The following is a 26,545-nucleotide window of genomic DNA, read 5'->3' as shown; positions in this document are numbered from 1 at the left end:
TTTTGGCCAAAACGATAGGATTATTGTGCTTTCAAAATTAACATTTTTATCTAATATACATTTTACTGAATTTGTTTGCAATTACCATCTTTTATAATTTACTTTATGATATCAAATTAATATCAATTATGTATCAAGAAAAGATTATCAGTCCTCCATCAGGTTATTTAACCTTTGTATTATTTTTAGCGCTTATTGGTGCTGCTATTTTTTGTTTCGTTACTGAAAGCTTTCTATGGGGAGGTTTACTACTGGCGCTAGATATTTTCCTAATCTTTCCAGGTTTCTTAATTATCAACCCAAATCAATCTATGGTATTAACATTATTTGGTAAATATATTGGCACCGTTAAGGCCGATGGATTTTTTTGGGTTAACCCATTAACCGCTAAAAGAAGGTTATCGTTAAAAGCCAACAACTTAAACGGTCAGCAGCTTAAGGTAAATGATAAATTGGGAAACCCCATAGAAATAGCTGCCGTTGTGGTATGGAAGGTAAATGAAACTGCAAAAGCTGTTTTTTCGGTAGAAAACTACATGCAATACGTTAATATTCAAAGTGAAGCTGCTGTAAGACACCTGGCCAATATTTTTCCTTATGATCATTCTGAAGGCGAAGAAGACAGTATCACTTTAAAAGACGGTGCTGATAAAGTAAGTGAGTTGCTGGAAAACGAACTAAATGATAGGCTGTCAAGAGCTGGCATTGAAGTTTTGGAGGCAAGGATATCACATTTGGCTTATGCACCAGAAATTGCAAGTGCCATGTTGCAACGTCAGCAAGCAACTGCCGTAATTGCTGCCCGGAAGCTAATTGTTGAAGGTGCCGTAGGCATGGTAGAAATGGCTTTGGCAAAATTATCACAGAAAGGAATTGTTGATTTAGATGAAGAGAGAAAAGCTGCGATGGTGAGTAATTTATTAGTTGTTTTATGTGGAGATCGCCATGTACAGCCTGTAGTAAACACCGGCACACTTTACAATTAATGCCATGGAATTTGAAGAAAAACAGCAGTTAAACCTGTGGTGGCTTTATATTTTAATCGGCGTGGATGCCATAATGGTAGGTTCTATTGTGCTGTTCGATAAGGGCGGAATGAATTTCCAGGATTTAAAAAATGTATACTTCGCTCCCATCTGGGCTATTTTACTTCCTTTTTTGGTAGTTTATATTATTCAAAAAAACGTTTTGACCTTGAGAATAAATCAAGACGGAATCTTTTATAAATACTTTGCCTTCAAAACCAAATTAACACCTATCGAGTGGAATAGTGTAGAAAATGTTTACATCACAAAGTATGATGCTTTCGGCGATTATGGCGGTTATGGAGTGAAAAACAGACTCTGGTTTAAACGAAACGATAAGGCTTACCTTTTAAATGATAAATCGAAGGGGTTACAGATAGAATTTAAAAACGGGAAGAAGTTATTGTTCAGTTCTAATAAAATTGAAGAAATGGAATTATTCCTCATTAATTTGAAAACAAGATATCAAATACCGGCAATAAGTTAAGGATGGCAGAGAAAGATAAAAAGGCTTTTGTTTTGAGAATTAGTCCTGCGTTGTTAAAGGAAGTAGAAACGTGGGCGGCTGATGAGTTTAGAAGTACAAACGGACAGATTGAATTCTTGCTCAATCAGGCGCTTAAATTGCGAAAAAAGGGGAAAACAAAGGAAGACTAGCAATAAACAGATTGGCACCTCAAAGCATCATCATTGAGATGGTGTCAACCGTTATTAATTTTAATGCGACTAAGCTGACATTTCCTTCATGCTAAAATGGCCGCGTATTCGTTATTGCAACATTAAAAAATGTATAACTTAGCGAACTAACCAAAAATTCATAAAAATATTTATTCATGAAAGAAGTTGTAATTGCATCAGCTACTAGAACACCCATTGGAAGCTTTGGCGGTTCATTAAATCAATTTTCTGCTACACAATTAGGTGGCTTTGCTATTAAAGCTGCCATTGAGAAAGCTGGTTTAAAACCGGAAGATATAGAGGAAGTTTATATGGGCAACGTGCTATCTGCAAATTTAGGACAGGCCCCGGCCACCCAGGCTGCAAAATTTGCGGGTTTACCAGATCTTCCTGCCACTACCATTAATAAAGTTTGCGCATCGGGAACGAAGGCGATTATGTTGGCCGCACAAAGCATTGCCAACGGTGATCATGAGATTATTGTTGCCGGCGGGATGGAAAGCATGAGCAATGTTCCTTATTATTTGGATAAAGCAAGAAATGGTTATCGCTTAGGCCACGGGCAGCTTACTGATGGTTTGGTTAAAGATGGATTGTGGGACGTTTACAACGATTATCACATGGGTTCTGCTGCTGAACTTTGCGCTTCAGAATGTAACATCAGTCGTGAAGATCAGGATAAGTTCGCAATAGAATCTTACAAACGAGCTCAGAGCGCCCAAACAGAAGGGAAATTTGCAGTTGAAATTACGTCAATTGAAGTGAAAGACAGAAAGGGTGAAACAACCCTTATTGATACTGATGATGAACCAACCGCCGTAAAGTTCGAAAAAATTCCCGGTTTAAAATCGGTATTTAAGAAAGATGGAACAGTTACTGCAGCCAATGCATCAACCTTAAATGATGGTGCAGCAGCATTGGTGTTAATGAGTGCAGATAAAGCGAGAGAAATGGGGATTAAACCATTGGCGAAAATTTTAGCTTATGCGGATGCACAACAAGCGCCAGAATGGTTTACCACTTCACCATCAAAAGCGATTCCACTGGCCTTACAAAAAGCCAATATTGACATCAAACAGGTCGATTATTTCGAAATCAATGAAGCGTTTTCTGTAGTATCGATTGCCAATAATCGACTGTTAGAACTGTCAAACGATAAAGTGAATATTAATGGTGGAGCAGTATCGTTAGGGCATCCACTTGGTGCTTCTGGTGCTCGTATTGTGGTTACTTTACTTTCTGTATTGGAACAGAATAACGGTAAAATTGGCGTCGCTGGAATATGTAATGGCGGTGGTGGCGCAAGTGCGATTGTTATCGAAAAAATTTAAAATTTGCCGGGCTTTTGCCCGGCATTCTTAATGTAAATGAAAATAAAAAAAATATATCTTTTATTAATTTTTCTCTTTGCGGGATTTCATGCTGATGCCCAGCAAAACACAAAGGCACTTGAAAATTTCCAGGATACACTAGTTAAGATATCGAAGGCTACCACCGCAGAAACTTTTGATATAAAGAAGCTAGAATTGAATGGAAAATTTGTTAAAACGTTAGTTGATGCATTGAAGACACCTCATTCTTTTGGTTTTTCTTTCGATTCATTAAAAAATGTTTCCATCATTAAATCTCCAGATCAGGCTTTTAGAGTGATCAGTTGGTACCTTTTATTGGAAAATGGCACCTACCGATACTATGGAGCCATCCAAATGAATAGCAACAATGGTCCGCTGAAACTTTTTCCCTTGATCGATCAAACTGAAAACCTTAATGATCCAAATATTATAACTGACAACCAAAAATGGTTTGGGGCCCGTTATTACGAGATTATACCTGTTACCAGTGGTAGCCGCCTGCCCTACTACATCTTGTTGGGATGGAAAGGCAACAATCAAACGACCACCAAAAAGGTAATCGAAATTCTTTCCTTTAGTAAGGATAAGTTAACATTTGGCGCACAAGTTTTCGATGGAAAAAGCATAAAGGATAAAAATAGATTCATTTTTGAATACACCAAATCAAATGCGATGCTTTTGAAAACAGATCACAAAGCAGGCATGATAGTATTTGATCATTTGGCGCCTTTCGATTCTCAGATGACTGGCAGATATGAATTTTATGGATCAGACGGAACATTTGATGGCTTTAAAATAATCGATGGGAAACTAAAACTGATGGAAAGTTTAGAATTAAATAACGATCCAAATGCGATGGATGAGTTATACGCCGATCCAAAGAAAAATATTAAACCAGAACGAAAGTTTTAAAATCTAACGCTGCTTAACAACATCATTACTATTCCTATACGGTAAAAATTTGTGAGTTTGCCAATCGCTACCTATATTGCGCCTTGGAAACAGGCTTAAACAACACACAAATTCTGAATTCATAAACTAAAACCAACAAATGTTTTATGCAAACATCCATTGAAACCAAAGACGATTTCTTTAGCAGCAAAGTATTGGGTCATCCGGCAGGGTTATTCGTGCTTTTCTTCACGGAAATGTGGGAGAGATTTTCGTACTACGGTATGCGTGCCTTACTTGTTCTATTTCTTACTTCTTCTATGTTTGGCGATAATCCAGGATGGGGCTGGCCAAGAGAACATGCGCTTGCAATTTATGGCTCTTATACTTCTTTGGCTTATTTAACGCCTATTTTGGGCGGCTTTATTGCCGATAGATTTATCGGTTATCGTTGGGCGGTTATCTTGGGGGCGCTTTTAATGACCCTGGGACACCTATCTATGGCCTTCGAGTTCAATCCAATTTTCATGTACCTGGGATTATGCCTGTTGGTGGTTGGAAACGGTTTCTTTAAACCAAACATGACTTCGATTTTATCACACATGTACAAAAAACATCCAGAGAAAAAAGATGGAGCATACACTATTTTTTACATGGGTGTCAACTCTGGAGCGTTTTTAGGAATGTTGTTATGCGGTTACATTGGCGAAAATCCAAATTGGGGTTGGAGCTATGGTTTTGGTTTGGCCGGTATTTTCATGTTTGTTGGCATGCTCCAATTCTATTTCACTAAGAATATATTTGGTTCAATTGGGCTTAAACCTGAGAAAAACAATGTAGTTATTGATGAAGATGAAGACCCGGCAGAGGCACAAAAGAATCCTTTTTCCCTATTCGATATCGTACTTATTGGGTTAATATCAATCATTGGGTTAATTTGGATTATAAATGATCCGGTATCAAAAATTACCGGTTCAACGGTGTTTAATTTTAAAATCGGTAGTTTAACGGGAGATAACTTTGCTATTATCATCGCACTGGCCTTGTTTATTTTTATCTTGATTAAAAGGATTGCACAATACTCACCTAAGCTGAGAGATAAAATGATTGTTGTAATCGTACTTGCTTTTATCACTATCTTCTTTTGGGCTTCGTTTGAGCAAGCCGGCGGTTCGATGACGATTTTCGCAAAAGACTACACTGCAAGGTTATTAGAAGGAAATGCTAAAATTATCTTCAATGTTGCCAACACATTGATTACGGTAGTTCCTTTGGTTATCATTACTTATGTTCTTTTTAGTTTATTCAGAAAAACATTCGCAAATTTTGCGTTAGGGAATATTATTCTTGCAGCCGGTTTTGCTATCATTTGGGGATTGGTAATTTACATGCTGAAAAACCAATATAGCGATGTTAAAGCTGAAGTTCCTGCAACCTGGTTTGGGGTATTAAACTCCTTGTTTATTATTTCCTGTGCACCTATTGTTTCAAAACTTTGGGAGAGCAAATTCAACCCTACCGCCACTGTAAAAAACGGTATCGGAATGATTTTATTAGGTATCGGCTTCGCAGCCTTGGCTTATGGTTCGAGTTCAATTCCACCAGGTGCAAAAATTGCCTCGGTGAGTATGATCTGGTTAATTCTGGCTTACTTTTTCCATACCATGGGTGAGCTTTTTATCTCACCTGTTGGCTTATCTTATGTTTCCAAATTAGTTCCGGGAAGAATGATTGGAATCATGTTCGGAATATGGTATTTAGCCATAGCCATTGGAAACAAAATTGCAGGCACCATGGGCGGAATGATTGATAAAATTACAGCACAGTATTCAATGTCGACTTTCTTTTTAATTTTCACGTTGATCCCAGTTGGATTAGGTATTTTCATTATGCTGTTAACGCCGATCATCAAAAAACTAATGCACGGGGTTAAATAGCATGCAAATCGCTACAGAAAAAACGCCTTCTATTGAAACATTAGAAGCGATTCAGAATTTTGATGGTAAATACCCGAAGCAACTTTGGTATTTATCATTAGTAGAGATGTGGGAACGCTTCTGTTTTTATGGGATGCGAGGTGTCCTGGCCTTTTTTATGGTTGATCAATTGGGATTAACTGATCAAAAATCGAATCTACAATACGGTGCAATTCAGGCTTTCGTTTATGCATTTACTTTTATTGGCGGTATCTTTGCCGATAAGATTTTAGGTTTTAGGAAATCGCTCTTTTGGGGCGGATCGTTAATGATTATCGGAAACCTGATTTTAGCTTTTTCTCCGCAGGATTTATTTTATGTAGGGATTACGCTTTCAATCATTGGAACTGGTTTTTTCAAGCCAAATATTTCATCGATGGTCGGCGAACTTTACCATGAAAAAGACAATCGAAGAGATGCAGGTTATGGTCTTTTTTATGCCGGGATAAATGTTGGGGGCCTTTTAGGTGGCGCGATGTGCATTTACTTGGGTAAATATGTTTCATGGCACTTATGTTTCCTTTCTGCAGCTGTTGTAATGGCTTTCGGATTGGGAACCTTTATTTTTACCAAAAAGTTCTTAGGCCCTATTGGAAATTCTCCATTGCTTAATTTGGAAAAATCAAAAAGAACTGCGTACGAAATAGCCGTTTACATAGGCTCTTTACTTTGTATTCCATTGATCTTTATCATGGTTAAAAACACAGCCTATACTGACTATTTCATGTACACTATCGGCATTGTAGCTTTGATCTATTTCATCTACGAAACCGCGATGATTAAAGACATTAAGGCACAATATAAACTGATTGCTGCGTTCGTATTCATATTTTGCTACTTCATTTTTATGGCAATATCAGAGCAAAGTGGCGGTTCCTTATCTCTTTTTGCTAAAGACAATTTAGATCACAGTTTGCTTTTTTTTAACATTGACCCCAATGTGGTGAACAACAGCGTAAACTCATTCTTCGTAATTGTTTTCAGTCCTTTGGTGGGTTTGCTATGGATTGGGATGTACAAACGCAAAATAGAACCGAATACGGTTGTTAAATTTGGAATTGGTTTTCTTTTGTTGGCGCTGAGCTTTTACGTTTTTTACGCCACGAGATTTTTTTCCAATGAGCAAGGGATAAGTTCGCTAAATATTTTCACCCTGGCCTATCTCCTACTTACTTTGGGCGAGCTATGCTTGGGTCCAATTGGCATGTCGATTATTACCAAACTTTCGCCAAAGAAAATGTTTGGTATGATGATGGGACTTTGGTTTCTCTCGAGCGCATTTGGCCAGCTTGCTGCCGGAAAACTAGGTGCAGAAATGTCGAGCATTGATAATGCTTCATTAATGACGAAACTCGTAGCTTACACCGAAGGGTATAAAGCGTTAGCACTTTATTCGCTTATTGCGGGTGTAGCCTTAATCGCTTTTTCACAATTGGTTAAAAAGCTAATGGGAGAAGTAAGATAAATACTTCAATACAACACAATCAAAAGCCTGAAAGAAAATTTCGGGCTTTTGGTTTTTAATAACTAATTTCGCCCCCATACAACAATTACTCAATCGTAATTTTAAAATTATACCAACACGTGTCTGATAGTTTAGTAATCATCCCTACCTATAATGAAAAGGAAAACATTGAAAAGATCATTAGAAAGGTTTTTTCATTAACGCAACCTTTTCATGTGCTTATTGTTGATGATGGATCTCCGGATGGCACCGCAAACATTGTGAAATCGCTGCAAGTTGAATTCGGCGGGAAATTATTCATAGAGGAACGGGCGGGCAAACAAGGCTTGGGTACAGCTTATATTTATGGTTTTAATTGGGCTTTGCAGCGTGATTATGATTACATTTTTGAAATGGATGCTGATTTTTCCCATAACCCGGATGATTTATTCAGGCTTCGCGAAGCTTGTGTGAATAGTGCTGATCTTGCTATTGGATCTCGTTATGTTAGAGGGGTTAATGTTGTAAATTGGCCAATGGGAAGGGTTCTCATGTCGTATTTTGCATCAATGTACGTTCGTTTTATTACTCGAATTACCATTCAGGATGCGACAGCAGGCTTTAAGTGCTATCGTAGAGTTGTACTACAAACCATCCCTCTAGAAAAAATACGATTTGTAGGCTATGCTTTTCAAATTGAGATGAAATTTACAGCCGTTAAGTTTGGATTTACGGTAGTTGAGGTTCCAATTATTTTTACAGATAGAACAGAAGGAACATCAAAAATGAGTACCCGTATTTTTAGAGAAGCTTTTTTAGGGGTAATTCAAATGAAGGTGAGCAGCTGGTTTAGAAATTACAGTCGGGAGAAAAGTTAAATGTTGAAAGTTAAAAGTTGAAGGTATCGACCAACTTATGGCTCGATCCTATTGACTTAGGACTCAAGACTTCTTCTTTGGCTTGCCCTGATCATTGCTCCAAAGTCTTGCCCTTTCTCCATCGCCATAACCGTCATTGTGAGGCGCTTCGTTCTCGTCTGTTCGGTTTTAGCTTCGTTGATGTATTTAATAAAATAGTTTTGATGTGATTTTGAAAGTTTAAGGAATCGCTCCAACAAATCATCAACATCGGCCAGGCACATTTCTAAATCTTCGGGCATTTCTATTTTAAAGTTTTGATCTTCTTCCAGCCACAATTCTACTTTTGCTCCAGCTTCTTTTTTTAATTTTTTTCGAAGTTCGGCTCGAAGTGCAATAATGAAATCGCCTTCCCCCATTGGAACTGTGGCAACCCCTGCGATTTCCACATCGTCTATTTTTCCTCTTACCCTAAAAGAAACCTTACAATCAGCTTTAATTTGATTAGCTATCATCGCTGGAATAAAAACATAGCTCCAGCCCGTTTTATCGGCCATTTGTTCAAACTTTTCTATTTCGGCTTTGATGTGGATCATGGATTAAAAGTAATAAATATATTATTCGGCTCAAAAAACACCCAAATCATGAGCCGATTAGCGAAATTAATCGGCTCAACCTAATCAACCGCTACCGGATTCATCCTAATATCCAACTTGGCAAACTTTAAAACTTCCACACTGTGAAAACCGAAGTCTTCAACAATTTTACCTAATATCAGATAACAGCCCTTGCCTTTGAAAGGATATATTGGAGTTGAGTTAGGAAAATGGGTGGTATCAAAAAAATCGCCATTACTATCTAAAAAAGTTCCAAACCACATTTCAGTGTTTTTTATGGTTCGAACGGTTTTTTCGCAAACGTAATTCCCTACCATTCTAACTGTTTTTCCTACGTTCTTATTCATATCAGCCGCCATTATTTCTCCGCGGTAACTGGTCTTCAAAAAATCGAACATTTGGTAGTTTAGCGGAAAACCCAATAGTTCCCATTCTACGTACGCATCTTCAATCGGTGAGTTGGCCAGTTCCGGCAGCGTATATTCTTTGCGTTCAAGGCTAAACAATTCGGCTGCATTTATAATTTTGTTCTTGTGCCCTAAATAGTTGTAAATATCCCAGAGAAGTGTTTTCTTATCTTTCCCGGTAAACCTAAGCGCGCCTAGCCGAATCAACAGTATTGCTTGCTCTAATGTAATTTGAGTTCGTTTTACGAAATTCTCTAAATCTTTGAAAGGTCCATTCAACCTGCGTTCCTGAGGAATACTTTCAATGAATTTATGCTCCAAACCCTGAACTCCCGTGAAGCCTAAAAAAGCATCATTTCCTTTTATATTCACCACTTCATCGCTTTGGTTTACGCAAGGCAAATGTACTTTTGCCCCAGTTTTTTGAAGCTCGTGAACATATACCCACCTATTGTAAAAACCGCCATAATTATTCAAAACCGCCACCATAAACTCTTTTGGATAATAAGTTTTTAGGTATAAACTTTGGTAACTTTCTACAGCAAAAGAGGCAGAATGTGCCTTAGAAAAACTGTAGCCGGCAAAGGAGGATATCTGTCGCCAAACTTCGGTAATTAATTCTTCACTGTGTCCCTGTTTGCGGGCAGAAACAAAAAACTTATTTACCAATTCATCAAAAGCGAGTTTCGATCGGTATTTACCGCTCATCGCTTTACGAAGCACATCTGCATCAGCTAAATCAAGGCCGGCAAAATAATGGCAAACTTTAATCACATCTTCCTGGTAAACCATTACCCCGTACGTTTCTTTAAGCTGCTCTTTCATCTCTTCGCAGAGATAGACCACCTTATCAGGCGCATGGTAACGCTCAATAAAAGATTTCATCATGCCAGAACTCGCCACTCCCGGACGAATAATTGAACTCGCCGCTACCAGGGTTAAGTAATCTTCGCACTTCAATTTCTTTAGTAATTGCCGCATGGCTGGCGACTCGATATAAAAACAACCAATGGGCTGACCTTCACGTAAAATCGCATTGAGGTTTGGATCATTTTTAAAAGTTTTAAAATCATGGATATCGATATCACGACCGCAATTACTGTTGATCAGTTGTACCGCCTCACGGATGTGACCGATTCCCCGTTGGCTCAACACATCAAACTTTTCATAACCTATTGCCTCTGCCTCGTACATATCCCATTGTACCGTTACAAAACCTTTTGGAGGTAAATCCAAAGCAGTGTAATAGGTAATAGGTTCTTCGGAGATGAGAATGCCGCCAGCATGAATGGAACGTTGATTTGGCATATTTTGCATGTGATGGTGAACGGCAGCTAATTTCTGATAGGTAGCATTTAGCTGATTTTCACGTTCCTTTGTTGGGTCGATGAAACCATCAATTTCCTCTTTGGGCAAACCCAGCACTTTACCAATTTCTCGAATAATGGCCCGGTCTTTAAACGTGCTCATCGTACCTAAAAAAGCAACATGCCACTTCGGGTACTTATTAAAAATATATTTCTGAATGGTTTCTCGCTCATCCCAGGCAAAATCTATATCAAAATCTGGGGGGCTGGTACGTTTCTCATGTAAAAACCTTTCGAAGTATAAATCAAGATCAATGGGATCTACATCAGTAATCCGCAAACAATAAGCAACGATGCTGTTTGCACCCGACCCTCTACCTACATGGTAAAACTTGCATTTCCCCATGGCGTAGCGAACAATATCGAACGTGATTAAAAAGTAAGCGCAGTAGTGTTTCAATTCGATGATGCGCAACTCTTTTTCCATTCGCTCCCTTGCAAATGGATTATTTTTGCCGTAACGATTTTCTAAACCTTTATATGCAATTCGCCTCAGCAATACCTTATCTAACCCCTCACCTTCCTTACAATAGGAAAACCGGTTTTTAGACATAGGTTGGGGCCCGGGCTCAAAATAACTACTTAAATCGCAAGCGTTTAACAAATTCTGTGTGTTTTCAATGATAAAGGGAAATGCTTCAAATTTAAGTTTCAACTCTTCTTCGGAAATCAAAACTTCATTGCATCCGCATTTTGCATCTTCTGGCACCAGGGTTAATAAGGTGTTCAATTCAATCGCTCGTAGATATTCATGTAAGCGATGTTCTACCCGACTACCTACCGTAACTGGATGCCAGATCACCAACTTTTCCTTTTTCTCTAGCAAAGGGTGTTTATAAAGGTGATTTAACTGATCGCTTTTTATTCCGATAAACTCATTCGATTTTAATGTCCGATTAGATTTTTTTGTAAAAGGATAAATAAAGAAAACATCGTTAAGAATGGGCGCAGTATCCGGAAGTGGAATATTTTCGATATTATGGAAACTCAAAAACTCGTTAAGGGCCCGCATCCCTTCTCTGTTTCTTGCAATACCGATATATAAAAGTTGCTGATCGCTTTTAAATTCAATTCCAGTGATGGGTTTGAGTGGATAGGGAATATTTCCTTTTTGAACATCATCTGCTTCTTTCGCAACTCCTTGTCGATAACATTCCCGAATGAATTCAACAGCTCCGGTAGAATTGTTGATATCTGTTAAAATAAGCTGACCAATATTTAAAGCACGGGCTTTGGCAACGATTGTTTGGATATCCATCGTTCCATATTTTAAGCTATATGATGAATGTAGGTTAAGAAACATTTCAGTTTACAGTTCTCAGTTGCCGATTGCCGGTTTCCAGTTACCGGTTGATAATGATAGTTGCTGGTTGACAGTTTCCGGGTTTCGGGTTAAGGTTAGATTATTAAAGATTAACCAATTATAGCAAAAGCTATCCGTCTAATTTGTTAGCTGTTCCTAAGTCAGCGTTAATAAAAGTTCTAATTCTCGATCGCTTTCTTTCTTCGCCGTTTTCATTTTCAGGTCCAGGCAACTTTTTCTTTCGGGGATTATATTTGATGACTTTTCCATATTCATCTCTTTCCGGGCCTTTAACAATACAGGCTTTTACAACCGATTCAATACCATAGTGATTTCTCACTTTATCCATCGCCTGGTATAAATCATATTCTTCTTCTGAGGTATGATATAAACCAATCTGTTCAAAACCGCTTACCAGATGGGATAACCTCACGCCGATTAAGCGTAATAACATTCTCTTGCTATATAGCTTTTTAAATAACTCATGTGCCTTGGAAATCAGAAACGAATCGAGTGCCGTATAAGGAATTCGGGCCTGTTGCGTTACGGTTTCAAAATTAGAATAACGAATAGTGACGGTAATGCAGGCCGTTAACTTCTGCTGACTCCGGAGCTCGTAAGTGAGGTTAGTGACCATGCCGCTTAAAATCGCCTTCATCTTTTCGATATCCATACTGTCGCTTTCAAAAGTAGTCTGTGTACCGATCGATTTCCGTTCACGGTAAGGAACCACCGGCGAAAAGTCGATACCGTTGGCTTTCTGCCAAATTGCCAAGCCCTGCTGGCCTAAAATTTTAAACATTAAATCCTGAGGAACTTCGGCTAAAGTTTGAATTTTTCGAACCCCCATTTCACTCAATTTTTTGTAGGTTGCATCACCAATACCTGGAATTTTATGTACTGGTAAGGGGTTTAAAAAGGGTCGAACTTCTGGAAAGGGAATTTCCAACTCGCCATTTGGCTTACATTCATTAGTGCCGATTTTAGAGACGGTCTTATTTACCGACAAGCCGAATGAAATTGGCAATCCCATTTCTTTGATAATCGTCTGCCGGAGTTCGGAAGCAAATTTCATACAGCCGAAAAACTTGTCCATACCCGTCATATCGATATAATGTTCATCAATACTTGCTTTCTCGAACAAAGGAACACGATCGGCTATAATTTCGGTAATTTCATGTGAAGCCCTGGAATAGTCATCCATATTTCCCCTCACAAAAATAGCCTGTGGACAAAGCTGCTTTGCCATTCGCCCCGGCATTGCGGCATGCACGCCAAATTTACGGGCTTCGTAACTGCAGGAAGTCACTACGCCCCGATCTGCACTGCCACCAACAATTACTGGTTTGCCAAGTAATTTAGGGTTCTTCCGCAGTTCGACTGATACAAAAAATGCATCTTGATCCATATGGATGATATGTTTGTTTTTGTCCGTCATGATTCCAACCTTATAAATTGCTGCAGATTACTTGCAACTCGAAAACAAAAATACTAATTAATTTAGTTTTTTAACGCAAGTAGATCTGGTTTTTTATCAACAAAATACTAATATATTTAGTTCCAGAATAAGCTTAGTAACGCCTATTAAAAATGTAAGGGTGATAAAAGCTAACCTTTTATGCGAGTCGGCAGAGTATTTAATCAGACTTTCCTGATATCCAACCGCCTTGATAAAATTCAGTTCATGAGCAAACAATTTCGTTAGCTATATGTATTCTTAAAATGAGAATAATTTTGGCGTTTCCAATTGCTCTTTTAGCCATCGCTTGTCACAACACCAATCCAGAAAAGGGTTCGGGCGGGAATAGGGTTGATAAACAGGTCACATTATCAAATGATGCTATTGTAGATTCGACCAAAGCACTGTTGGATCAATCCTTCGAATTGGATAAAAAACATATCAATGGTATCATTTCAAGTACCGAATACAATCAAAAGAAAAAATCATTAATGACTACCTACACTGTGCTTTATAAAAGCTTGGCTCCAGCTGATACTCTAAAGGTTAATGAGTATCGCATTAAGAAAGAGGCAACAATTAAACAAGATTCTACTAAAAAGACTAAAGCATCGAGATGGGAATAGAAAAAATGGAAGATCCCAAAGATCATCCAAAGCCTGTTGGAAAATTCGCTCAAACATTCATAAACCTCTACGAGGTTTTCCGTTTTATTGGCCGTTTTTTCAAGGAAGCATTTTTGCCTCCGTACGAGTTTAAGGAATTAATGCGTCAATGTTACGAAATTGGTTACCGTTCGGCTTTATTGATTTCTACCACCGGCTTTATTACAGGCTTGGTTTTTACAAAACAATCGCGTCCATCCTTGTCAGAATTTGGTGCAACATCCTGGCTTCCATCGTTAGTGGGCATTGCTTTGCTAAGAACCCTTGCTCCATTACTTACAGGATTAATTGCCGCTGGTAAAGTTGGCTCGAGCATTGGTGCAGAGCTTGGATCAATGAAGGTAAGCGAACAGATCGATGCCATGGAGGTTTCGGCGACAAATCCATTCAAATTCCTGGTATCAACCCGGGTGATGGCCGCTACCATCACCATGCCTATACTCACCTTTTATACAGCCATGGTTGGCATGTTAGGCGCTTTACTTAACGTGTCCGTTAACGAAGGTACTAGCGCAACCACATTTTTCCAAAGCGCCTTAGAAAGCATCACTTTTCTCGATATCATTGCATCAACCTTCAAAGCCATTCTTTTTGGTTTCACTATTGCAATAGTCGGTTGTTATCAGGGTTACAATTCATCAAAAGGGACTGAAGGTGTAGGTAAGGCTGCTAATTCATCGGTAGTAACGGCAATGTTCCTTATTTTTATTGAGGAAGTAGTTTGCGTACAAATTTTCAGTCTGTTTAACAGCTAATCGCATGGTACAAAAAGAAATCTTAAATAGCACCGAAAAGGTGATCGAGATAAAAAATCTTTATAAGGCGTTCGGCAGCTACCAGGTATTGGAAAATGCTTCTCTCGATCTTTACAAGGGAGAAAATCTGGTAGTTCTGGGTAAATCCGGAACAGGAAAATCAGTATTGATTAAGATCATTATCGGTCTGCTCAAACCAGATTCAGGTCTGGTAAATGTGTTGAATCATATTGTAGACGATATTTCTTACGAACAATTATTGGCGCTACGCCTTCGGGTGGGATTCTCTTTTCAAAACAGTGCGCTTTATGATAGTATGACTGTAAGGGAAAATCTGGAGTTTCCATTGGTAAGAAATCGCAGGGATTTGAGCAAACAGGAAGTTAAAGATTTAGTTGAAGAAATGCTTGATGCGGTTGGATTATCTCAAACCATCAACCAAATGCCTTCCGAGCTTTCTGGTGGACAGCGGAAACGGATCGGGATTGCCCGAACCTTGATTTTGAAACCAGAAATCATGCTTTATGATGAGCCTACCGCAGGACTAGACCCGATTACATCTAAAGAAATAAACAAACTTATCAATACAGTACAGGAACGTTACCATACCAGCGCAATTGTAATTACCCACGACTTAACCTGTGCTAAAGAAACGGGAAACAGGGTAGCGATGTTGGTCGAACGTAGTTTCGAACGTCAGGGATCTTTCGACGATATTTTCAACTCCGGAGATCCGCAAGCACAACCATTTTTTGATTATAATTTTATACAGTAACCATGAACGAAAATAAGAAGAAAATAACGGTCGGAATATTTATTGCCATTGGCATTTTGATATTTCTTTTTGCCATTTTTACCCTAGGTAGCCAAAAGAAAACCTTTGTTAAAAGCTTTACATTGAGTGTTGTTTTTAATGACATCCAGGGATTAAAGAAAGGAAACAATGTATGGTTTTCTGGTGTTAAAATAGGCACAATCAAAAAGATTGAGTTCTTTGGAACCTCACAAGTGCGTGTATTTCTGAGCATAGAAGAAGATGTGCACAAGTACATACATAAAGATGCCGGTGCAAGCATTGGTGCCGACGGTTTAATCGGAAATAAAATTGTGGTGATCACAGGTGGAAATCCGAAATTTCCTTTTGTAGAGGATGGCGACGTACTGAAGGTAAATAATTCTTTATCTACCGATGACATCATGAAAACCCTTCAGGTGAATAATAAAAACTTAGTCGATGTAACCGGTGATTTCAAGATTCTTGCGCATAACCTGGTAGATGGAAAAGGCGCTGCTGGTGCACTTCTTTCTGATGAAAAGTTGGCCCAGGATTTTAAAACAATGGTTTCCAATCTGAATAGAATAACTGCTTCAACTGCGCAAACAGCGCAAAGCTTAAACACCTTCGGTAAGACACTGAATACTAAAAATGGCTTGATGGATAAAATCATGACGGACACCGCGGTATTTGCCAAGTTGGATCGATCTGCCAGCACACTGCAAAAAACTGCTCAATCGGCATCTGTAATGGCTGCTAACTTAGAAAAAGCTTCTGGTAAATTGAATAATAACGATAATGCTGCAGGGTTACTTCTTAACGATGCTAAAACTGCCGACCAGTTAAGGGCGATTATGACAAATTTGGAGAAAAGCAGCAAAAAGCTAGATGAAGATCTGGAAGCTTTACAAAGCAACTTCCTTCTTCGCGGTTTCTTTAAAAAACGTGCCCGTGACTCAATAAAGAACAAGTAGAAGATAATTCAATCTTTCATTTATTCAAAACATCACCAAAATGATGCAGATTGGCGAGTGATTAGTGGCGTAATTTTGATCTCTCTAATCGGCTTGTTCTTTACTCAAGGAATGCATTTGCTAGAAATTAGAAGAAGTCATGGCTCATCTAACAGTCCTTTAAAGAGAATCTCGATTAGCTAAAACTTTTAACTTTCTAAATTTGTTAAACAGTTAAATAATATAAACATCATGAAAACGAAGGAAAAAGATCAAGATAAAGGGAAAGCTAAAACTTCAGGAACATCGAAGGAGAAAGCGAGTTTTGACCAAAATGGAAAGGGCGCTTCCGAAAAATATGGTCAGGCAGGAGATAGTCCTAACGAATCTGGTGAAGAAGGTACTGGAACAACGAATGAAAATAAAAATAAGGATGCCTAGAGCAATCCTTATTTTTCGTAAATGCTCATCTTCTCGGCTAGTTCAATAATACTTTTGATTTTCAGCTTTTGGAACAACCTTAATTTATACGTACTTACGGTTCCCATTTGCAAGTTAAGTTGATTGGAAATTTCCAAAACGCCAACACCTTTGGTCAGCAGTTCGGCAACTTCCAGCTCTCTTCCAGAGAGTTTTGTAAACGGATTGTCGGCGTCGTTACCTAAAATACTATTAAACATATTTTCCTTTACGTTCCGGCTAGAATAACGGCTGCCTGCTAAAATTGTCGTAATAGCTGTTACAATTTCAGACTCTTCGGCATTTTTAGTTAAATAACCTGAGGCACCTGATTTCAGGTAAGGTACTGCGTAAATGTTTTCATTTAGGGAGGAGAACACTAATATTTTAGCATTGGGTTGAACCATTTTAATTTGATCGATTACCTTTAAATTATTGCCTCCAGGCAGATTGACATCGATAATGATTAGGTTAGGTAACTTCTCGGTTTCTATCAGCGCTTCCTCGAGTGTTGCAGCTTGTATAATTTCGACCCCAGCCCAAAAATCAGATATTAAGCTTTTTAAGCCTCTTCGAATAATCTCATGGTCATCGGCAATTAGCACAGTAAAGGTAGTTCCAGTATTCTTTGCTTTCATGTTAATTAGATATTTTGCAATTTAATAAATTGTTTCGTTTTTCTATTATTTTGTCTGTTTTTTTATTCAAAAAAAGACACTTTTTTGTTAGTTTAATCTGTAAGTCTTATCTTACAGATTACAGGATCTGTATCTAAAACATTCGTGTCGCCATCCTGATATTTTGCCTGATGAAAGAATATGCAATCGAAATTTCGCGTGTGCTTCCGCTATAGCTTTGAAACTGACCGATTGAAAATCGTAACCATAACCCTATTCTTAACCTCTCTGATCGGGAATCAGAATAGCGGCTACTGCCGAATTACGTTGAGATAAATCTTTTTTTAGAACAACTCTTAGCGTCACGCCTGTTACGGTACGATTCGCCAACTCACAAAAACTCTTTGATCATAAAATGTATTTACATCCAAACTTTGTTGGTCGCCCACTATCATCTTTTAAAAGAAAGGAAGGCTTAATCTGGAAATTCTCATTTATAGGGAACAAAGCATCAGCAGTTAAATAAAAAATATGGCTTTGGCTGTGGTGAGAACGCATAACGATCTACATAGGCAGTAGTTAAATTATCAGCAGAAAAACTTGCAGAAAACTTATCGTGTGCAAAACATATACCTGCTTTGGCATCGTGCAAGACGGTACTTTTGACGCCAACTGGCTCAAAAATTTCCGGATCGTTTAGATTCAACATTGAACCATCAATACTCAAATAAACCATACCAACAACTAGAACCAAAGCCAACCGGGAGCTACCGTCATCCATCTAATCCGGTAAGCGTAGTTCCATATGGCCAAATTGGTTTGTGCACCTAGTCTATTGCTAGATACCATTACCAAGCTTTTTCCATCTGTATAGCTTAACTTCTTTGTAACCTTGGTAAAGGCAAATACCGTTAAAGCTTCTTCGATGCAATGAGATCCTTGACGGGGGATGGTCGTTGCATTTTCCTTTGGATCCGTATAAGTTAAAACCTTATTGGTGTTATCGTAAACCAGAGCAGTAGCATTCAATGGAAATGATGTAAATAAACCTTTCGCATCTTTGCAGTTTAAAGTGTTCGTAGCTTTATCGTAAGTCAAAGCGCCGTTGTTCAGATCAAGATCGATTTTCAAACCTTTCTCATCTGTATAGCTTAACTTGTTTGTGACCTTGTCTTGGACAAGTACGGTCAAAGTTTCGTTTAATGCAACAAGATCTTTGACAGCGATTGTTGTTGAAACCCCTTTTGAATCGGTATAGGTGAAAACATTTTTCGTTTTATCGTAAACCAAAGCGGTGATTTTCAGTGTCAATGAAGTCACCAAACCTTTTTCATCTGTGTAGTTTAATGTGTTGGTAGCTTTATCATAAACAAAAGCATCCCTGTTCAGATCAAGATCAGTTTTCAAATCTTTCGCATTATTGGCCAACTTGTTTGTAATCTTGTGATTAGCAAGAACGGTCAACGTTTCGTTCGCCTTTAGAATTTGTGCAATGTTTATGGTTTGCTTTCCATTATCCAATACTACAAGTTAGATTAAAATTGAATATTAGTTTCCTAGGCCGAAACTATAGGGCGAAATTTAGGATAGATTATTTGACAATAATCAGCAATTTACTAACAAGATGTCGTATTATATTACAGAAAATGGCTGATTTGCAATTATTACCAAAACAAAAAGGGATAAATTCAAAACTTAACCATCTCAAATACAGTTGACCAATGTATTCGTTTAATGAGCTTACTAAATTTTTGCTCTTATTCTGCTTAATGTTTCCAATCGTATTGCTAAAAAGGACGCAATGTGTTTCAATGGTACACGATTGATTAAATTAGGGAAAGACAGCAAGAAACGCTTGTATCGTTTTTCGGCAGACGAGATGCGGCATAAGAAAGCTCTCTCTTCTGCAGAACGGTAATAAAGCTCCATCATCTTTCGTCCAACAACGTTTGCTTCGGCGAAATTTTGATATAAATACTCTGAAAGCACATGAGGAATAGCAATGAGATCAACATCTTCTAGTGCCTGCAAATATTCTTCTGAATTTCCAACTATCCATAAATTCCTGATAGTGCCAACAATTTCATTCTCCACAGCAATCCAGGTAGTGACTTCAGAAGCACCATCTTTAACAACCCCCCTTACCACGCCTTTAACAATTAAAAAAAGGTATTTATTTCGATCTACAGGAGAAACCAGGAATTTATTTTTCTTGTAACTTATCGGAAAAGTATGCTGATTAATGCGCTTTTCAATTTCATCATTGAGTGGATGAAATTTTTTAAATATTGAAATTAATGGAGAAAAATTGTTGTATTTCTTCCAACTATTTTCCTCAGAAAAATTAACTGCAATCATTTATAAAATACTGGGACAGATAAATTGTTAATATCTATTGAAATTACCATGTAAGTATAAGAAGATAGATTGTAAAAAAGAAGTTTTCCCTGCATTTTCTAGCTTATAGGGGTATTAAAGTATTTTCTCTACTCCTAAACCGAATAAAGCGAAATCATATTTCACTGGATCGCTATGATCAAACTGTTTTAACTTGTTAGTTAGTTCAATTGCCGTCAGCCAATCGGTTTGCTTTCGGGTGATTAAAACCAGTAACCGCGCCACCCTATCAACATGAACATCACAAGGACAGATCAAATGCTCAGGTTTTAAAGTTTTCCAAATCCCAAAGTCAACTCCCTTATTATCCTTCCGCACCATCCATCGTAAAAACATATTTAGTCGCTTACAAGTTGATTTTTGTGCCGGTGAAGAAATGTGCTTTTTAGTTCGGCGAGGAAAATCTTCAAGAGAAAAAAAGTAGCTTCTGAAATAGTTTAAAGATTGTTCAATTGTGAAATTCAAATCCCTTGCAAAACACACTGCTGACGACATTTCAATGGAAGGCAAGTCAGACATTGTTTCCAAATAACCATTTTGAAATGCACCTTGGGGAACAAAAGCATTTTCTAAACTATTAAATTTCACATAATGTGCTTTGAAAAAAGCTATAAAATAGAGTAGATCTGTATCGTTAAATGTTCTGTGCTTAAATTGCAGGAGCTGTTTCAGATCAGTATCTTGATGATTCAAAATGAAATCATGCGGCGAGTTATCCATTCTACCCAACAACTCCCTGCACTTATTGATGATGGTTTTACGTTGTCCCCATGCTAGAATCGCAGCGAAAAAACCTGCAATTTCAATATCTTGCTTTTTAGCAAATAAGTGAGGAATACAAATTGGATCGTTAGCAATGAACTCTGGTCGATTATACTGTTCTACCTTACCATCCAGAAAGTTTTGAAGTGCTAAAAAATCCATTCCGTTCACGCTAAAAAGTCATCCATCCGACCGTTCAAAAGCCGGTCAAATGGATGACTAAATTTTATTAATTGTTTTTTTTTAAACGCTTATTTTAAAGCACTTGCTAAGTCTTCAAGCAAATCATCTACATCTTCAACTCCTACACTTAAACGCAGAAGGCTATCGATAACACCGACTTTTTCTCGTTCCTCTTTAGGAATTGATCCATGGGTCATCGTTGCAGGGTGATTAATTAAAGATTCTACACCACCTAATGATTCTGCCAAGGTAAATACTTTAAAATTTGATGCGATTCTAAATGTTTCCTGTAAATCAGCTCCCTTTAAAGTAATGGAAATCATACCTCCGAAACCTCTCATTTGCTTTTTTGCAACATCGTGGTTAGGATGATCTTCAAACCCTGGCCAATAAATTTTGTCTACTTTTGGATGTGCTTTGAGGTAATGGGCAATGCGTTCGCCATTTTCACAATGCGCTTTCATCCGCAAATGTAGTGTCTTTATTCCACGTAAAACCAAAAACGAATCTTGTGGCCCAGGCGTTGCACCACAAGCATTATAGATAAACCACAAATCTTTGTACAATTGATCATCATTAGTAACCAATGCACCCATTACCACATCTGAATGGCCTCCAATATATTTTGTAACCGAATGCATTACGATATCTGCTCCCAAATCGATAGGATTTTGCAAATAAGGCGAAGCAAAAGTGTTATCAACTGTTAATATGATCTTTTTCTCTTTTGTGATCTTTGCAACACCTTCAATATCAACAACCTGCATGGTGGGATTTGTGGGTGTTTCAATCCAAACCAATTTAGTCTTATCATTAATATAGTCTACAATATTTTCTGGTTTGGATAAATCTAAAAAGTGGAATTTTATTCCATACTTAGAGAAGATTTTAGTAAACATCCTGTAAGATCCACCATATAGATCATTTCCGGTAATCACTTCATCCCCCGGTTGAAGTAGTTTTAAAACTGCATCTGTAGCACCCATACCGCTAGAAAAAGCCAATCCATATTTGGCATTTTCTAAAGCTGCTAAGCAATCTTCCAATGCTTTACGTGTAGGGTTTGTTCCCCTAGAGTACTCATAACCCTTGTTATCACCTGGCGATTTTTGCCAATAGGTTGAAGTTTGGTAAATTGGTGTCATTACAGCACCAGTTGTTGGATCAGGTTCTTGACCTGCATGTATAGCTTTTGTTCCGAATTTCATTTTTTCTTTTGAGATGTGCGCTTCAAGTATCGAGATAAGATTGAGATTTCTCAACCTTATCTAAACAGTTTTACATTAATATTTCAATCGTTTAGAAGACTCAAGACTACTGACTCAAGACTTCTTAATATGCTCTCGCAAATAAAACACGTTGTATTGATGGCTTCCCAGAATAGATACAAACCCCATCTTCCAATTTATTATCTAAAGGAATACAACGAATGGTTGCTTTGGTTTCTTCTTTAATTTTTTGTTCTGTTTCTGGAGTTCCATCCCAGTGGGCGGAAATAAAACCAGCTTTGCCATCCAACAACCCCTTAAACTCTTCGTAGCTGTTCGCTTCAGTAATATGCTCATCACGATAAGCTAGGGCCTTGTTAAACATACTGGTTTGAATATCTTCAAGTAACTTCGCAATGTATATATCTAAACCCTCCTGTGGAACAGTTTGTTTAACTTTCGTATCTCTACGGGCAATTTCCACTGTCTTGTTTTCTAAGTCGCGGCCACCAATAGCAATACGTACTGGTACGCCTTTCAATTCGTAATCAGCAAATTTAAAGCCCGGACGTTGTGTATCTCTGTCATCGTATTTTACCGAAACCCCCATCCCTTTTAAGCGCATTGTTAACTCATTCACATAAGCCGAAATTTTCGCTAAGTCTTCATCTCCCTTGTAAATTGGAACAATTACCACTTGAATTGGTGCCAATTTAGGTGGGATAATAAGTCCTGAATCATCACTGTGAGCCATAATAAGTGCTCCCATTAAACGGGTAGAAACACCCCATGATGTTGCCCAAACATAATCGAGCTTACCATCTTTTCCGGTGAACTTTACATCAAAAGCTTTGGCAAAATTCTGACCTAAGAAATGGGAAGTACCCGCCTGTAAAGCCTTTCCATCTTGCATCAGGGCTTCAATACAGTAGGTATCTAAAGCACCAGCAAATCTTTCATTTGGGGATTTTCTTCCCCTAACTACTGGAACAGCCAACCAATTTTCAGCAAAATCAGCATAGATGTGCAACATACGTTCTGTTTCTTCAATCGCTTCTTCAGCGGTTGCATGAGCGGTATGCCCTTCCTGCCATAAGAATTCGGCTGTACGAAGAAACAACCTGGTGCGCATTTCCCATCGAACCACATTTGCCCATTGATTAATTAGAATTGGCAAATCACGATAAGATTGAATCCATCCTCTATAAGTATTCCAGATGATAGTCTCCGAGGTTGGGCGAACGATAAGCTCCTCTTCTAATTTGGCAGTTTCATCCACGACAATATTGCCATTGCCGTCATTTTTTAGACGGTAATGTGTCACTACAGCACATTCTGTGGCAAAACCCTCAACGTGTGAGGCCTCCTTTGAAAAAAATGACTTCGGAATGAACAATGGAAAATAGGCATTTTGATGGCCTGTATCCTTAAACATTTTATCCAATACGGCCTGCATTTTTTCCCATATAGCATAACCATTGGGTTTAATTACCATGCAGCCTCTAACTGCCGAATGCTCAGCCAGATCGGCTTTTATAACGATATCATTATACCATTGAGAATAATCTGCATCTCTGCTTGTAATTTCTTTGCTCATCTTATGTATTTGGAACGTAATTTGTGTGTTAAAAAAGGTGAAATTAGATCACAAATTTATAAATTTATGCCTACAAAACGATTATAGAGAGAAGGCATTTGCATTAATACATAAATCTGACTGATTAAATAGTTGGTTTTTAGTAAATTTGATCCATTTTTAGTAAATTAGTGAACACACACAACTAAATATAAACACAATGAAACCAATTAAATTTTTACCCATTGTAATGATTGCTGCTGCAGGGTTGGTGGCATCATGCTCAACAACAAAATTGGCCCAAACCAAAGCCAATGATGATGTATATAATTCCGTGGCAAAGGCGAGAGAGGTAGAAGCTTACGTTCCTCCTCAAAATCAAGTTCAAGCACAAGCTCAAGGACAAACCGAAGATTACGATGAATATTACGGTACTAGTAATCCTTATTACGATATGGATTACTCTTCCAGAATTAATCGTTTCTACAATGGCAGTAGCTTTCGTGGCTATTACGATCCGTATTACGAAAACTTTAATTATGGCAACAGTTATGGCGCAACCACTTATTTAGGTTATGGCATGGGTTGGAATAATGGCTACGGTTTAGGTGGCTGGGGTGGTGGTTTCGGTTGGGGCGGTGGCTTCGGTTACGGCAGCATCTGGAATAATCCTTTCTACTATGGCAACATGGGCTACGGTTGGAATAACTGGGGCTGGAACAATTGGGGGCCATATTCATATTACGATCGCTTCGGTTGGGGCGGCGGTGGCTGGTACGGTGGTGGCTGGGGCTTAGGCGGCGGCTATTATGGCGGCGGCGTTATTACCAATAACAATTACAGACCTAGACCAGGGAGTAACGATAGAGGTGTTCCAAGATCTTATGGAAATGGTAGCGCAGGGAATGTTGGAAGACCAAGTAGATCAGGTATTGCAAATCCAAACAGCCAAATAGGTCAAAGCTATGCACCAAATTATAACGCAGGAAGACCTACCCGTAATCAAGGATCAGTTAGTAATAATGCTGGAAGAGGCTACACTCCGCAAGGAACACAAGGTAGTAGACCGACCAGAAACGAAAATTATACACCTCAACAACCTCAAAGAACTGAAATGAGCAGACCAACATATTCTCCACCTCCATCAAGTAGTGGAAGCAGCGGCGGCGGTTCTAATGGCGGTGGCGGTGGTTCCAGACCATCAAGAGCAGGACGAGGTTAATATCTTACTAATAAAGCACATTAAATGAAAAAATATATATTGGCATCCATGGTAGCTACAGTAGCTACCATTGGTTCAGCATACGCACAGAGTTATGCCCCTGACGCGTTCCGATTTTCGCAAACAAATTATGGGAGTTCATCACGTTTTAAAGGAATGGCTGGTGCTCAAATTGGTGTTGGTGGAGACATAGGATCAATCAATGCGAATCCTGCGGGACTTGGATTATTTACCAAATCAGAATTTAACATTACCCCTGAATTTAATAGCGTTTCCAACGAAAGTTCTTATTTAGGCAACAACATTAAATCCAACAAAAGTCAAATCAATCTAAATAACCTAGGTGTTGTATTTTATAACCCAGCCACAAAACTAAAAGGTTCTGATGTTAATAAAGGCTTGGTTAGTACTGTGTTCGGCCTTAGCTATACCAGGAACAATGATTTTCTTAATAACATCGACTATAATGGCATTAACACTAATAGTTCAATAAGAGACTCTTACGTTGATCAGGCTAATAGTTTTGGTACTGAAAATTCAGTTGCGGGTGATGCCTATGACAGTTATTTAATTAATAAAAATGCCCCAAACTATCCAAATGGTTTCTCGGCAGAACCTTATAATAATGCAAACTTCAATCAAAACTGGACAGAAAGCAGACTTGGATCTACTTCAGAATTCAATATAGCTGGCGCACTTAATTTTTCGAATAAGTTATATATAGGTGGAACAGCGAGTTTTGTGAATGTTAAATATACTAGTGATGCTTCTTTTACAGAATCTGGTATTGTTAATTCTTATGATGACGCGATTCCTGCTTACACTGGCAACGAAAATTACACCTTAACTCATATTAGATATCAACAGTCTCGGGGTAATGGATTCAATTTAAAGTTAGGAATGATTTATCGCCCGGTTCCAGAGTTGAGGATTGGATTAAACTTCCAGACTCCAACATGGCTTAATATCCAGGATAATACAACCGAAACTTTGCAAGCAAGATTAGCAGGTAATGCAACTAATGCCGCTTCATCAATTAATAGCCCAAGCAGGTATTACGACTTTACTTATAATCTGCGTACGCCATTAAAAGCATCGGCAGGTTTAAGCTATGTAATTAGTAATATCGCTCTAATCTCTGCAGATGTTGATTATATTGACTATTCATCAATGCGTTTCTCGGCAGATGGTGGTGGAAGTTCATCAACAATTAGCGATAACAATGCATTTGTAAAAGCTTCGTACAAAGAAGCTATAAACTATAGAGTTGGTGCAGAAGTTAAAGTAAGCAATGAAGTAAGTTTGAGAGGCGGTTATGGTGTAAATGGAAATGGTATTCAAGGTGGATCGAATTCTTTTTACCAAAGCCAGTTTTTAACAGGCGGTATTGGTTACCGCGTTGATAACTACTATTTCGATTTAGCTTATCAAAATTATAAAACGAATTTCAACTCTAGTCCTTATTTACTAGATGATTATTCTGAACCTGTTGCAGATGTTAAGAGCAATAGAAACAATGTATTCTTAACTTTCGGAGTTAGATTTTAAGAATAGATAACATTTATTAAAAGCTCTCGATTTGCATCGAGAGCTTTTT

At 38.2% G+C, this 26,545-nt stretch carries 25 protein-coding genes; 15 read left to right on the top strand and 10 right to left on the bottom strand.

The genetic code is table 11. The features are described from left to right. Nucleotides 1-128 precede the first annotated feature (128 nt). From AC3ITD_RS05500 to AC3ITD_RS05465, 8 genes are all read left to right on the top strand, one after another. On the top strand, nt 129-986 hold the full coding sequence (locus AC3ITD_RS05500) for an SPFH domain-containing protein (protein ID WP_056849385.1): 858 nt from the start codon (nt 129-131) through the stop codon (nt 984-986). Between the two features lie 4 nt (nt 987-990). Continuing rightward, nucleotides 991-1,512 (top strand): hypothetical protein, encoded by a 522-nt coding sequence (locus AC3ITD_RS05495; RefSeq protein ID WP_489364707.1) that lies wholly within the window; start codon nt 991-993, stop codon nt 1,510-1,512. Between the two features lie 2 nt (nt 1,513-1,514). Continuing rightward, nucleotides 1,515-1,682 carry a type II toxin-antitoxin system antitoxin gene (locus AC3ITD_RS05490; protein WP_265799284.1) on the top strand — a complete coding sequence of 56 codons (168 nt, stop codon included), beginning with the start codon at nt 1,515-1,517 and terminating at the stop codon, nt 1,680-1,682. A 176-nt stretch (nt 1,683-1,858) separates the two neighbouring features. After that, on the top strand, nt 1,859-3,034 hold the full coding sequence (locus tag AC3ITD_RS05485; RefSeq protein ID WP_489364704.1) for an acetyl-CoA C-acyltransferase: 1,176 nt from the start codon (nt 1,859-1,861) through the stop codon (nt 3,032-3,034). A 36-nt stretch (nt 3,035-3,070) separates the two neighbouring features. Continuing rightward, nucleotides 3,071-3,967: a hypothetical protein gene (locus tag AC3ITD_RS05480; protein ID WP_489364702.1), complete on the top strand. Its 897-nt coding sequence runs from the start codon at nt 3,071-3,073 to the stop codon at nt 3,965-3,967. Nucleotides 3,968-4,113: 146 nt separating this feature from the next. After that, complete coding sequence (locus AC3ITD_RS05475) at nt 4,114-5,883, top strand: peptide MFS transporter (RefSeq protein WP_489364700.1); 1,770 nt, start codon at nt 4,114-4,116, stop codon at nt 5,881-5,883. Nucleotide 5,884: 1 nt separating this feature from the next. Next, the gene (locus AC3ITD_RS05470) at nt 5,885-7,387 is read left to right on the top strand and encodes a peptide MFS transporter (RefSeq protein WP_489364698.1); all 1,503 of its coding nucleotides are present in this window, start codon (nt 5,885-5,887) and stop codon (nt 7,385-7,387) included. A gap of 119 nt (nt 7,388-7,506) precedes the next feature. Beyond that, nucleotides 7,507-8,244 (top strand): polyprenol monophosphomannose synthase, encoded by a 738-nt coding sequence (locus AC3ITD_RS05465; protein WP_489364696.1) that lies wholly within the window; start codon nt 7,507-7,509, stop codon nt 8,242-8,244. A 56-nt stretch (nt 8,245-8,300) separates the two neighbouring features. Here the strand turns inward: AC3ITD_RS05465 and AC3ITD_RS05460 are convergent, their stop codons facing one another. The 3 genes from AC3ITD_RS05460 to dinB form a co-directional block, all read right to left on the bottom strand. Continuing rightward, nucleotides 8,301-8,819 carry a YdeI/OmpD-associated family protein gene (locus AC3ITD_RS05460; protein ID WP_489364694.1) on the bottom strand — a complete coding sequence of 173 codons (519 nt, stop codon included), beginning with the start codon at nt 8,817-8,819 and terminating at the stop codon, nt 8,301-8,303. A gap of 80 nt (nt 8,820-8,899) precedes the next feature. Continuing rightward, nucleotides 8,900-11,917 (bottom strand): DNA polymerase III subunit alpha, encoded by a 3,018-nt coding sequence (gene dnaE, locus AC3ITD_RS05455; protein ID WP_489364692.1) that lies wholly within the window; start codon nt 11,915-11,917, stop codon nt 8,900-8,902. Nucleotides 11,918-12,047: 130 nt separating this feature from the next. Continuing rightward, nucleotides 12,048-13,355: a DNA polymerase IV gene (dinB, locus tag AC3ITD_RS05450; protein ID WP_265799276.1), complete on the bottom strand. Its 1,308-nt coding sequence runs from the start codon at nt 13,353-13,355 to the stop codon at nt 12,048-12,050. Between the two features lie 284 nt (nt 13,356-13,639). On the opposite strand from dinB, the gene AC3ITD_RS05445 reads away from it, so the two are divergent. From AC3ITD_RS05445 to AC3ITD_RS05425, 5 genes are all read left to right on the top strand, one after another. After that, a complete protein-coding gene (locus AC3ITD_RS05445) occupies nt 13,640-14,002 on the top strand; it encodes a hypothetical protein (protein ID WP_265799275.1) in 363 nt (120 codons plus the stop codon). Then, nucleotides 13,993-14,796 carry an MlaE family ABC transporter permease gene (locus AC3ITD_RS05440; protein ID WP_265799274.1) on the top strand — a complete coding sequence of 268 codons (804 nt, stop codon included), beginning with the start codon at nt 13,993-13,995 and terminating at the stop codon, nt 14,794-14,796. The genes AC3ITD_RS05445 and AC3ITD_RS05440 overlap by 10 nt, the downstream gene beginning before the upstream one ends. A 4-nt stretch (nt 14,797-14,800) precedes the next feature. After that, nucleotides 14,801-15,571, top strand: a complete 771-nt coding sequence (locus AC3ITD_RS05435; RefSeq protein WP_265799273.1) for an ABC transporter ATP-binding protein — start codon at nt 14,801-14,803, stop codon at nt 15,569-15,571. Between the two features lie 2 nt (nt 15,572-15,573). Beyond that, nucleotides 15,574-16,545 carry an MlaD family protein gene (locus AC3ITD_RS05430; RefSeq protein WP_265799272.1) on the top strand — a complete coding sequence of 324 codons (972 nt, stop codon included), beginning with the start codon at nt 15,574-15,576 and terminating at the stop codon, nt 16,543-16,545. A 231-nt stretch (nt 16,546-16,776) separates the two neighbouring features. Continuing rightward, a complete protein-coding gene (locus AC3ITD_RS05425) occupies nt 16,777-16,965 on the top strand; it encodes a hypothetical protein (protein WP_265799271.1) in 189 nt (62 codons plus the stop codon). Between the two features lie 8 nt (nt 16,966-16,973). Here the strand turns inward: AC3ITD_RS05425 and AC3ITD_RS05420 are convergent, their stop codons facing one another. The 7 genes from AC3ITD_RS05420 to proS form a co-directional block, all read right to left on the bottom strand. Continuing rightward, the gene (locus AC3ITD_RS05420) at nt 16,974-17,621 is read right to left on the bottom strand and encodes a response regulator (RefSeq protein ID WP_265799270.1); all 648 of its coding nucleotides are present in this window, start codon (nt 17,619-17,621) and stop codon (nt 16,974-16,976) included. Between the two features lie 490 nt (nt 17,622-18,111). Further along, nucleotides 18,112-18,381 (bottom strand): type IX secretion system membrane protein PorP/SprF, encoded by a 270-nt coding sequence (locus AC3ITD_RS05415; protein WP_489364687.1) that lies wholly within the window; start codon nt 18,379-18,381, stop codon nt 18,112-18,114. Beyond that, nucleotides 18,345-19,121 (bottom strand): hypothetical protein, encoded by a 777-nt coding sequence (locus AC3ITD_RS05410; protein WP_489364685.1) that lies wholly within the window; start codon nt 19,119-19,121, stop codon nt 18,345-18,347. Before AC3ITD_RS05410 ends, AC3ITD_RS05415 begins: the two co-directional genes overlap by 37 nt. A gap of 222 nt (nt 19,122-19,343) precedes the next feature. Then, nucleotides 19,344-19,958, bottom strand: a complete 615-nt coding sequence (locus tag AC3ITD_RS05405) for a Crp/Fnr family transcriptional regulator (protein WP_265799267.1) — start codon at nt 19,956-19,958, stop codon at nt 19,344-19,346. A 114-nt stretch (nt 19,959-20,072) separates the two neighbouring features. Then, a complete protein-coding gene (locus AC3ITD_RS05400; RefSeq protein ID WP_489364684.1) occupies nt 20,073-20,921 on the bottom strand; it encodes a TIGR02757 family protein in 849 nt (282 codons plus the stop codon). Between the two features lie 89 nt (nt 20,922-21,010). After that, a complete protein-coding gene (locus tag AC3ITD_RS05395; protein WP_489364682.1) occupies nt 21,011-22,150 on the bottom strand; it encodes a cystathionine gamma-synthase in 1,140 nt (379 codons plus the stop codon). Between the two features lie 124 nt (nt 22,151-22,274). Beyond that, on the bottom strand, nt 22,275-23,747 hold the full coding sequence (gene proS, locus AC3ITD_RS05390; RefSeq protein ID WP_265799264.1) for a proline--tRNA ligase: 1,473 nt from the start codon (nt 23,745-23,747) through the stop codon (nt 22,275-22,277). 199 nt (nt 23,748-23,946) lie between these two features. Between proS and AC3ITD_RS05385 the strand changes: the two genes are divergently transcribed. Both AC3ITD_RS05385 and AC3ITD_RS05380 read left to right on the top strand, forming a co-directional pair. Beyond that, nucleotides 23,947-24,948, top strand: a complete 1,002-nt coding sequence (locus AC3ITD_RS05385; RefSeq protein ID WP_489364679.1) for a hypothetical protein — start codon at nt 23,947-23,949, stop codon at nt 24,946-24,948. Between the two features lie 24 nt (nt 24,949-24,972). After that, on the top strand, nt 24,973-26,496 hold the full coding sequence (locus tag AC3ITD_RS05380; RefSeq protein WP_489364677.1) for an OmpP1/FadL family transporter: 1,524 nt from the start codon (nt 24,973-24,975) through the stop codon (nt 26,494-26,496). The last annotated feature ends 49 nt before the right edge of the window (nt 26,497-26,545 follow it).

It is taken from the genome of Pedobacter sp. KH_004 (assembly GCF_057840755.1).
This window is presented reverse-complemented; position numbering and strand designations above follow the sequence as displayed.

Excerpts from the sequence above, each read along its gene's own strand:
- AC3ITD_RS05500 (WP_056849385.1), top strand. The coding sequence starts at position 129 with ATGTATCAAGAAAAGATTATCAGTCCTCCATCAGGTTATTTAACCTTT.
- AC3ITD_RS05495 (WP_489364707.1), top strand. The coding sequence starts at position 991 with ATGGAATTTGAAGAAAAACAGCAGTTAAACCTGTGGTGGCTTTATATT.
- AC3ITD_RS05490 (WP_265799284.1), top strand. The coding sequence starts at position 1,515 with ATGGCAGAGAAAGATAAAAAGGCTTTTGTTTTGAGAATTAGTCCTGCG.
- AC3ITD_RS05485 (WP_489364704.1), top strand. The coding sequence starts at position 1,859 with ATGAAAGAAGTTGTAATTGCATCAGCTACTAGAACACCCATTGGAAGC.
- AC3ITD_RS05480 (WP_489364702.1), top strand. The coding sequence starts at position 3,071 with ATGAAAATAAAAAAAATATATCTTTTATTAATTTTTCTCTTTGCGGGA.
- AC3ITD_RS05475 (WP_489364700.1), top strand. The coding sequence starts at position 4,114 with ATGCAAACATCCATTGAAACCAAAGACGATTTCTTTAGCAGCAAAGTA.
- AC3ITD_RS05470 (WP_489364698.1), top strand. The coding sequence starts at position 5,885 with ATGCAAATCGCTACAGAAAAAACGCCTTCTATTGAAACATTAGAAGCG.
- AC3ITD_RS05460 (WP_489364694.1), bottom strand. The coding sequence starts at position 8,819 with ATGATCCACATCAAAGCCGAAATAGAAAAGTTTGAACAAATGGCCGAT.
- dnaE (WP_489364692.1), bottom strand. The coding sequence starts at position 11,917 with ATGTTTCTTAACCTACATTCATCATATAGCTTAAAATATGGAACGATG.
- dinB (WP_265799276.1), bottom strand. The coding sequence starts at position 13,355 with ATGACGGACAAAAACAAACATATCATCCATATGGATCAAGATGCATTT.
- AC3ITD_RS05445 (WP_265799275.1), top strand. The coding sequence starts at position 13,640 with ATGAGAATAATTTTGGCGTTTCCAATTGCTCTTTTAGCCATCGCTTGT.
- AC3ITD_RS05440 (WP_265799274.1), top strand. The coding sequence starts at position 13,993 with ATGGGAATAGAAAAAATGGAAGATCCCAAAGATCATCCAAAGCCTGTT.
- AC3ITD_RS05435 (WP_265799273.1), top strand. The coding sequence starts at position 14,801 with ATGGTACAAAAAGAAATCTTAAATAGCACCGAAAAGGTGATCGAGATA.
- AC3ITD_RS05430 (WP_265799272.1), top strand. The coding sequence starts at position 15,574 with ATGAACGAAAATAAGAAGAAAATAACGGTCGGAATATTTATTGCCATT.
- AC3ITD_RS05425 (WP_265799271.1), top strand. The coding sequence starts at position 16,777 with ATGAAAACGAAGGAAAAAGATCAAGATAAAGGGAAAGCTAAAACTTCA.
- AC3ITD_RS05420 (WP_265799270.1), bottom strand. The coding sequence starts at position 17,621 with ATGAAAGCAAAGAATACTGGAACTACCTTTACTGTGCTAATTGCCGAT.
- AC3ITD_RS05415 (WP_489364687.1), bottom strand. The coding sequence starts at position 18,381 with ATGGATGACGGTAGCTCCCGGTTGGCTTTGGTTCTAGTTGTTGGTATG.
- AC3ITD_RS05405 (WP_265799267.1), bottom strand. The coding sequence starts at position 19,958 with ATGATTGCAGTTAATTTTTCTGAGGAAAATAGTTGGAAGAAATACAAC.
- AC3ITD_RS05400 (WP_489364684.1), bottom strand. The coding sequence starts at position 20,921 with ATGGATTTTTTAGCACTTCAAAACTTTCTGGATGGTAAGGTAGAACAG.
- AC3ITD_RS05395 (WP_489364682.1), bottom strand. The coding sequence starts at position 22,150 with ATGAAATTCGGAACAAAAGCTATACATGCAGGTCAAGAACCTGATCCA.
- proS (WP_265799264.1), bottom strand. The coding sequence starts at position 23,747 with ATGAGCAAAGAAATTACAAGCAGAGATGCAGATTATTCTCAATGGTAT.
- AC3ITD_RS05385 (WP_489364679.1), top strand. The coding sequence starts at position 23,947 with ATGAAACCAATTAAATTTTTACCCATTGTAATGATTGCTGCTGCAGGG.
- AC3ITD_RS05380 (WP_489364677.1), top strand. The coding sequence starts at position 24,973 with ATGAAAAAATATATATTGGCATCCATGGTAGCTACAGTAGCTACCATT.